Origin of the sequence: Blautia hansenii (assembly GCF_013304445.1) — a bacterium.
Classification (GTDB): Bacteria; Bacillota; Clostridia; order Lachnospirales; family Lachnospiraceae; genus Blautia.
Window position 1 is genome coordinate 80,675 of the sequence record NZ_JAAITA010000013.1, and the last position, 8,274, is coordinate 88,948.

General features: G+C 44.9%; 8 protein-coding genes. All 8 read right to left on the reverse strand.

Annotation, left to right across the window (positions count from 1 at the left end):
• Positions 1–13: 13 nt before the first annotated feature.
• Positions 14–1,993, reverse strand: coding sequence for a precorrin-6A reductase (gene cobK / locus G5A70_RS10610; RefSeq protein ID WP_173749619.1), 1,980 nt, complete (start codon positions 1,991–1,993; stop codon positions 14–16).
• Positions 1,986–2,717: a precorrin-3B C(17)-methyltransferase gene (gene cobJ / locus G5A70_RS10615; protein ID WP_173749620.1), complete on the reverse strand. Its 732-nt coding sequence runs from the start codon at positions 2,715–2,717 to the stop codon at positions 1,986–1,988. The genes cobK and cobJ overlap by 8 nt, the downstream gene beginning before the upstream one ends.
• Entirely contained in the window at positions 2,710–3,828 is a 1,119-nt protein-coding gene (locus G5A70_RS10620; protein WP_173749621.1) for a cobalt-precorrin 5A hydrolase, read from the reverse strand. Before G5A70_RS10620 ends, cobJ begins: the two co-directional genes overlap by 8 nt.
• A 37-nt stretch (positions 3,829–3,865) precedes the next feature.
• Positions 3,866–4,630: a precorrin-4 C(11)-methyltransferase gene (gene cobM / locus G5A70_RS10625; RefSeq protein WP_173749622.1), complete on the reverse strand. Its 765-nt coding sequence runs from the start codon at positions 4,628–4,630 to the stop codon at positions 3,866–3,868.
• Positions 4,631–4,634: 4 nt separating this feature from the next.
• Positions 4,635–5,330, reverse strand: coding sequence for a precorrin-2 C(20)-methyltransferase (gene cobI / locus G5A70_RS10630; RefSeq protein WP_173749623.1), 696 nt, complete (start codon positions 5,328–5,330; stop codon positions 4,635–4,637).
• Complete coding sequence (gene cbiD, locus G5A70_RS10635) at positions 5,327–6,523, reverse strand: cobalt-precorrin-5B (C(1))-methyltransferase CbiD (protein ID WP_173749624.1); 1,197 nt, start codon at positions 6,521–6,523, stop codon at positions 5,327–5,329. Before cbiD ends, cobI begins: the two co-directional genes overlap by 4 nt.
• A gap of 250 nt (positions 6,524–6,773) precedes the next feature.
• Positions 6,774–7,406, reverse strand: a complete 633-nt coding sequence (locus G5A70_RS10640) for a DUF3786 domain-containing protein (RefSeq protein WP_173749625.1) — start codon at positions 7,404–7,406, stop codon at positions 6,774–6,776.
• 138 nt (positions 7,407–7,544) lie between these two features.
• A partial coding sequence (locus tag G5A70_RS10645; RefSeq protein ID WP_226853656.1) for a stage IV sporulation protein A occupies positions 7,545–8,274 on the reverse strand: 730 nt, incomplete at its 5' end.

Genomic DNA, 8,274 nt, shown 5'->3' on the forward strand with positions numbered 1-8,274 from the left:
AACGTTTCCTCTCTTATTCTAAAGCGCCAATTCCGGTACAGGAAATAATATAAATAGGATTTTCTCCCATCATCATATGGTAACTGGCCACACTTTTTGCCTTGCTTGCCGCAATCTGTACAATCTCTGTATCCGTAAGCGGCAGCTCCTTTAAGCACTGTAAGGCTTCGGAAAGTGTCTCCAGTGCAATGCAGTTTATGACAATCCGCACACAAGGATTTTTTTTCAGAAGCAGACGGATAATCTCCTTCATATTTCCCGAAGAACCGCCGATAAACGCATGGGTACAAGGTTCCAAATCTTCCATGGCTTCCGGGGCCATACCTTCTATAATTTCCAGATTTCCCACACCGAATTTTGCTTTGTTTTTCTTTAAAACCTCTACGGCAAGAGGTTTCTTTTCTATGGCGTAGACCTTTCCCGAAAAGACCCGCACCGCCATTTCTATAGACACCGAACCAGTTCCTGCACCTATGTCATAGCAGACAGAATCTTCATATAAGCGCAGCTTGGAAAGCGATACAGTACGCACTTCTTCCTTTGTCATGGGAACCTTATCCCGCAAAAATGCACTGTCTGAAATGCCATGGGTGACAGGAAGTTTTTCATAATCGGAATTTTCCACATAGACTACGCTCAGAGAATCTGCTTCATATCCCAGGAAATCCTCCGGCCCTCCCTGTCTGATTTTTTCATCCTCATAGGACAGTCTTTCTCCGGTATACATACGGACATTTTTCAGCCCTGACGCTATTAGCTTTTCTGCCAGTTCGGCAATCCCATCTGAGGTTCCCAGAATGGAAAATACCTTTTCGTGACGGCGGATAAGCCCCACAAGTTCTGTATGTTTTCCATGGACACTGGTAAGTATAGTATCGTCCCAGGTCTTTTGGATACGGCTCATGAAGTATACCGGAGAAGAAATTCCGCATACCACTTTTACCTGATTTCCCAACACCTGCAGAAGCTTTCTGGCGCCGCTGTAGAATCCGGTGTCTCCGGATAAGACAATGGCAATCTTCTCGTATTCGGGATGAAGACGGATATAATTTCCAATCTTTTCACTGTCATATTCCACATACACATCCTGTCCTCTTCCGACACAGGACTGCACCATACGTCTGGCTCCAATCAGCAAATCCGCTCCCCGGACAGCCTCTGCAGCTTCTCTGGTACGGCTTTTTTCACTTCCCATTCCAATCCCAACCAGAGTAATTTCTGCCTGAGAGGAAAGCGAAAATCTCTCACACAGCAGCCTTTTACACTGTATAAGAGAAATCCCTTCTTCTTTTAACGGTCTGCCAATCATCACCGGTATACAGCCGCAGCTTCTGGCAGCCTCTATCTTTTCCTGAAAGCCTCCGGTGCTGCCCGACATCTTCGTTACCAGATATTTACAGTCCAGCTGCCGAAGCATAGCTGCATTTAATTCCATGGAAAACGGTCCCTGCATACAGATAAGATTCCTGCCCTCAAAGCCTAGTGCTGCACACTGCTGCGCTACATTGGGAAGGGATAAAACCCGCAGAAATACCCGCTTTTTATAATCTGAAAGCGCCGTATATTTCTCCGCCTCTTTACTTCCTGTTGTCACCAGAATATTCCCTTTTGTATGTTCCAGAAGTGTAACGGCTTCCTCTACACTGCCCGCATAAAGGCTTTCTGTTTCCATGTTCTCTGCAGTATTTTCTCTTAGCACTCTCACATAAGGAGAGCCTGTTTGTTCACAGGCTTTTCTTATATTTTCTGTCACTTCTGCGGCATAGGGATGGGTGGCATCCAATACCAAAGGACTGCCCTTTTCCCTCATCAGCGATTCCATCTCCGGCTCTGAAAGGCGGTTATGGGAAACATCTAATGTATCGGAAGCGGGCAAAAGCTGCTCTCCATACTCCGTGGCTACGCAAATGAGCGCGGAAATCTTTCTTCGATTCAGAAATTCTGCTATCTGCCGGCCTTCTGTTGTCCCGGCAAAAATAATGACTTTACACATTTTTGTAGCCTCTCGGTGTTACCATTTTTCCATTGATTTCTTTTGTCTGGGAGTTTCCTACAAACACCGTGGTAAACATATCCACTCCGGTATTTTTCAGCTCTTCCAGTGTCATGACCTGCATACTTTCCCCTTCCCGTCCAATGTTTCCTACAATTCCGCAAACAGTATCGGGAGACTTATACTTCATCATTAATGTACAGGCTTTTTCCAGATAATCGTGCCGTTTTTTGCTGGAAGGATTGTACAGGCAAATCACAAAATCCGCCTGGGATGCTCCCAGCAGACGGGCCTCAATTTTCTCCCATGGAGTGAGCAAATCGCTTAAACTAATCAGGCAGAAATCATGAATCAGCGGCGCTCCAAGAACAGCCGCTCCCCCTGTAGCTGCAGTGACACCCGGAATAATTTCCAGTTCTACCTCCGGATATTTGACTCCCACTTCGTACATCAGACCGGACATGCCGTACACACCTGCATCTCCGCTGCAAATCATGGAAACCGTCTTTCCTTTCATGGCTTCTTCAAAGGCCAGAACACAGCGGTCTACCTCTTTTTTCATCGGTGTTGTCATAAATTCTTTTCCCGGAAAATGGTTTCTTACCAAGTCTACATACACGGTATATCCAATAATCACATCACTTTTCTGCAAAGCCTGTGAGGCTTCAATAGTCATTTTTTCATAGGCACCGGGCCCGATACCTACCACATATAATTTATTCAAAATTCACACTCCATTTCTTCATCGCAAGGGCTACAGTCACGCCGTCCTGTGCATATTTTCTCTGTATCAGTCTTCCTTTTCCCTCTCTGCTGCTGCCAAGAAGAGCCGCTCTTTCACACACATTATCCACACCTGTTGTCTCTTTTACAAAATCAGACTGGGCATATGTGCCTTCTACTTCCTGTAGTTCCTCGGCCGTGTAGGTAATAAAAGGAAGGTTTCGTTCCTGACAGTATTCCAAAATCCCCTGTTCTTCTTTCTTTAAATCAATGCTGGTTACCTGTTCCATAGCCACAGAAGGAATCAGCAGTTCGTCACAGGCTCTGCGGATTACATTTTCCACTGTTCCCTTTGGGGTTTCCTTTTTACAGCCTACTCCTGTGGTAACCACCCTGGGTATCAAATAAAGAGTGTGTACAAAAGGATGTTCCAAATAGCCAGAGGTAACGCAAATACCAAGCTCCGGCTTTTCTTCTTCCTCTTCTCCACACAGCTTCAGCTCTGCAGGAAGTTCCCCAATCCACGGAAAGTCACTGGCAAATCCCACCTGTTTTCCGGCCAGTACAGCGGCAGAAATTTCTTTTGCCAGCACCATATCTGAGATATAGCAACCATTCTTTTTTGCAAAGATATCCACTGCAAATTTATCATTTAAGTCCGTAGCCGTTGTGACTACCGGCTGGGCATGCACAATCTCACCAACCTCTTCTGCCAGTTCATTGGCTCCTCCCAGATGCCCGGACAAAAGGGAAATGGAAAAACGTCCCTGTTCGTCTACCACCACCACAGCCGGATCCATCTTTTTACTTTTTACAAAAGGAGCAATGCTGCGCACAGCTATGCCGCAGGCCCCCACAAACACAATGGCATCACTGTCCTGAAAACGCTGTCCGGTCCACTCGTGGATGGATTCATCCACCGGTTTTGCAAACTGTTTTACGTTTCTGAAATCTCTGGATTCTTCATCCAGCTGGGACTCATCCAGCACCTTTTTAGTATACTTGCTTTTCGTATAAGATGTCACTTCATAAGAACGTTCTTTTAATACCCAGTACAGCATTTCACTCAGCCGGTATCCGGACTGGCTGAAGCTGATAATTGATATTTTCATAATCTACCTCCATAGTTCTTGGGCAAGATTTTGTGTCTTATAACGGGGAATTTCCTTCTCTGAATTCTGTAGTAAATTCCGGGTCATACAGCTTGGAACGGTCATAAGAATGATGGGCCACCACATCGCCGATAATCATAAGAGCCGTCTTCGTAATATGATTTTCCCTGGCTGTCTGCGCAAGGGTGTCCACCGTGCACACGAAAGATTTTTCATCCTCCCAGGTGGCTTTATAGACAATAGCAGCCGGTGTATCCGGACGGTATCCTCCCTCTATCAGTCTCCTGGAGAGTTCTTCCAGCATACCCGTACTTAAAAATACAACCATGGTAGCCTGATGAGCAGCAAAGGATTCGATGCTCTCTTTTGGCGGTACCGGCGTCCTTCCAGCCATTCTTGTAATGATAACGCTCTGAGATACATTGGGAAGTGTATATTCCAAATCCAGGGCAGAAGCCGCACCGCAGAAAGAACTGACTCCCGGACAGTAATCATAGGAAATTCCTTTTTCATCCAAAACATCCATCTGCTCCCGAATAGCCCCGTAAAGACAGGGGTCTCCTGTGTGAAGACGCACAGTCATTTTCTCCTCTTTTTCTGCCTGAAACATAACCTCCAGCACTTCTTCCAGCGTCATTTTCGCGCTGTTATAAATTGCACAGCCCTCTTTTGCGTATTCCAAAAGCTGAGGATTTACCAGAGAACCGGCGTAAATGACCACATCTGCTTCCTCCAGAAATTTCTTTCCTCTAAGTGTAATCAAATCTGCAGCTCCACTTCCTGCACCCACAAAATGTATCATGTTTTCACCCCTTTTCCTTCACAATAATCAGTGAATAATAACCTGCCGCATCGGGTATTTCCTCTGCAGTCTCATATATTTTTTCTGTTTCCATTCCGCAGTTTTCAATCATAACCGCAGACTGTCCGCTGTTTAAAATACTCTCTTTTACCTGTTTTAATTTTCTGCCTGTTTTCATCAGAACTTTGGTTCCCGGAAGGGCCAGAATCTCATTCATTTCATCTGCTTTATAAGTAGCCGGAATCACATGAAGCGGCTCTGCCATTTCTACAAGACTCCTGTTTAATCTGGCTGCTACTGCGCAAAAAGAAGTGATTCCGCTGACAATTTCCACCTCATATCCCCGGCTTAGAATCCGTTTATGGACGTACATATAGGTGGAATAAACCGTAGGATCTCCCAGCGTCAGAAATGCAACCTGTTTTCCCTCTTTTAAGCAGGCTTCTATGTCATCAGCTGCTTTCTCATGGTTTGCTTCCAATACAGCTTTATCCTTTGTCATAGGCATAGCTATGGGAATCAACGGTTTGCTATCCAGTTCTTTATATACACCTTTTACAATCTGATAAGCCACGCTTTCCTGCACCTCATTTCCGGGAACAGCAATGACGTCACTTTCCTGTATTATCCGCAGAGCCTTTATGGTTAATAATTCCGGGTCTCCGGGTCCTACGCCCAGTCCCAATAATTTTCCATTCATGTTTTTTTCTCCTTTTCTTCTGTCTTTTCTGTATAGCAGGGATACTGCCGCCGCAGCAGTTCAGCCAGAGTTTTGGCTTCTTTTGTCTCTCCCAGATATCCGAATTCATTGGAAAACAATACCGCTTCTGTCTGCAGTCTTCCATAGGTTCTATGATTCAGATAATAGCTGATTCGATCCATCAACTCTCCCATAACCGGCTCTAAAAGCCCTTCTTTTTGTATCACGGTAAGTCCTTCATCTGTGGTAATGGTATTCAGAATTTCTCTGGCCCCTTCCATGGAAATTCCGGCCCTTAGGGCGTTGGCGGCCAGTATTTCGGCTCTGCCATCCGCACAGCGGGAATGGGTATTCATAATTCCTGCTGCTACCTTCACAAACTTTCCGATATGAGAGATAAAAAGAATCCCTTTTACCCCCATATCCACAGCCATATCCAGAGTTTCTCCCACATAATTGCTGCATTTCATATTCTCTGAAAAAGGCAGATTCATATGTTCTTTTATGTATGCTACACCATAATTTCCCGGGGTCACTAAAAGATATTCGGCTCCGTTTTCTACCTTTTGCCGCATCTCCACTTCAATGCTTTTGATAAGGGCTGCTTCACTCATAGGTTCAACAATTCCAGAAGTTCCAAGTATAGAAATCCCCCCTTCAATCCCAAGCCGGGGATTAAAGGTTCTGGCAGCGGTCTGTTCTCCTTTTGGCACACTGATGGTTACCAGAAGACCGCCTTCGTAGTCTGCCTGGCTGCAGATTTCTTCCAAAGCCCTCTGTATCATGGCACGGGGAACTTTATTGATTGCTGCACTGCCTACTGGCTGTTCCAATCCTTTTTTCGTCACTCTTCCCACGCCAACGCCGCCGTCGATGATAATTTCTTTCCCGGAAATTTTCTCTACTTTGGCAAAAATTTTCAGCCCGTGGGTCACATCCGGGTCATCTCCTGCGTCTTTTTCTACAGCACAGGAAACCCAGTTTTCTCCCCTGGTAATATCCAGAATCTTCAGGGATAGAAGAATTCCTTTGGGCGTCATCAGGCTTTCTGTTTCTTTGTATTTGTTTAAAAGAAGCATAAACGCCGCTGCCTTTGCAGCCCCTGCTGCGCAGGAGCCGGTGGTATAGCCATAGCGCATTTTTTTATTGTTTTTAATACTGTAGTACCCTTCCAGTCCCGTGGTTCCTGTCATAGTTTCCTCACTTCATTCCTGCCGAAAAAAACCGCTGTCCTGTCAAGACAACGGCTTTTTCTATTCATTATTCCTGGAAGTATCCGGTTGCCGCAGAATGCTTCCACTCCTTGAACATTTCATGTATCTGGCTTTACAGTAACGGACTTGCACAGGAAATTCTCCTGTTTCCATGGAAATGTTCAGCTTTTTTTCTATTTATAACCGTATTCATTATATAATTTTCTACAATAAAAGTCAACGCAAACCATTATCTTTCTACCCAAAATCCACGTTCTCCTCCTGCGGCCTCTATCAGTTTCCTGGTACCGGTTTCGGCCAGTACCGGCACACTTTCCGGATGTGTCCAGTTTGCAATCTGGTCATCGAAAAGAATATTTGCGGAAGCCGGAAATTCCTCATCCCCATCCCAGAATATATAAGTCAGAGAAATTTTAGGGAAAGCCTGCAGCGTAAAGCTGACATCCCCAAACCGCTCCTGTTTTCCTTTTATGCTTAATCCCGCCCGAAGCAGTTCTTTCGTCTTTCCCGAAAAGTTTCGTACAAGAGGCAGCAGAGCTGATTTTTGGTAGGCTTTTTCAAAAACGGCTGCTTCTTTAATTTCACGGAAAGGAACCTGTTTTGTACTTTCCCTGGCATCTTTTTTATGATAATGCAGGTGCTGCATGATGGTCAGCCTGTCCTCTACAGGCACTGCAGAACCGTCTGCTTTTCCAATATTTCCGTCTTTCAAGGTAATGGTACACAATTCTCCAAAGAAGGGAATATAGAGATACTCTCTGTCTGTTTTCAACCCCAGAAAGTCTGCTGTTTCCCTTGGATTGTCCTGCAAAAACCACTCCTGGTACTGTCGGAAAACTTTCTCATAATTGGAATCTGCCATAGCCTTTTCTCCTCCTCATAAAGTATATTTTTCTTTATTTTATCATATCTTAAAGGTTTATGAAAGCTGCTGCGGCACTAAAAAACGGAGCTTATCCAATGGATACGCCCCATTTTTCAGTGCTGCAGTTCTCTGTTTTTAAATGATAATACACACCAGTCCGCCTTTGCTGTCATTGACGATTTTCTGCATGGTGTCCTGGAGTTTTACCTGACTCTCATCTCCAATCTGCACCAGTTTTGTGTGAATCCCATCCTCCACCAGCTGTCCGATGGATTTGCCGAAAATGTTCGTCTGCCAGATACTTTCCTTTCGCTCATCACTGGCCTTAATATAAGAAATCAAATCTTTTGCCTGTTCTTCACTGCCCACAATCGGCGCAATTTCTGTTTCAATATTGGCGCGAATCATATGTATGGAAGGGCTGATGGATTTGATTTTAACCCCATACTTACTGCCCTGTTTAATAACAACGGGTTCTTCCAGTTTTATCTCTTCTTTGTCCGGAGTTACCACACCGTATCCCTTACCGCGAACCGAGGAAATAGCGCCTTTTACTTTGACGTATTCCTCTTTCATTTTTGCCAGTTCCTGCATGGTATGAATCAATTCATATTCATCAGAAATATCCACGCCTGTCATCTCGCTTAGAATCTCATAGTACCAGGTTTCATCCATTTCTACCCGTACACAGATTCTTCCGCTGGACAGGTCTGTCTTCTCCGGAATCATATTTCTGATATACTCAGAAGCAACCGCAAAATGGTCTTTGGACGCGTCCTTTACATACTTCATATGACTCATAAGTTCTTGAATGAAAAGTCTAATCCCCCAGCTATGCTGGGGCGAATAGTGTAAGTGGAAACGG

Bases quoted from the DNA above. Each gene is read 5' to 3' on its own strand.
- cobK (WP_173749619.1), bottom strand. From the start codon at position 1,993: ATGTGTAAAGTCATTATTTTTGCCGGGACAACAGAAGGCCGGCAGATA.
- G5A70_RS10620 (WP_173749621.1), bottom strand. From the start codon at position 3,828: ATGAAAATATCAATTATCAGCTTCAGCCAGTCCGGATACCGGCTGAGT.
- cobM (WP_173749622.1), bottom strand. From the start codon at position 4,630: ATGATACATTTTGTGGGTGCAGGAAGTGGAGCTGCAGATTTGATTACA.
- cobI (WP_173749623.1), bottom strand. From the start codon at position 5,330: ATGAATGGAAAATTATTGGGACTGGGCGTAGGACCCGGAGACCCGGAA.
- cbiD (WP_173749624.1), bottom strand. From the start codon at position 6,523: ATGACAGGAACCACGGGACTGGAAGGGTACTACAGTATTAAAAACAAT.
- G5A70_RS10640 (WP_173749625.1), bottom strand. From the start codon at position 7,406: ATGGCAGATTCCAATTATGAGAAAGTTTTCCGACAGTACCAGGAGTGG.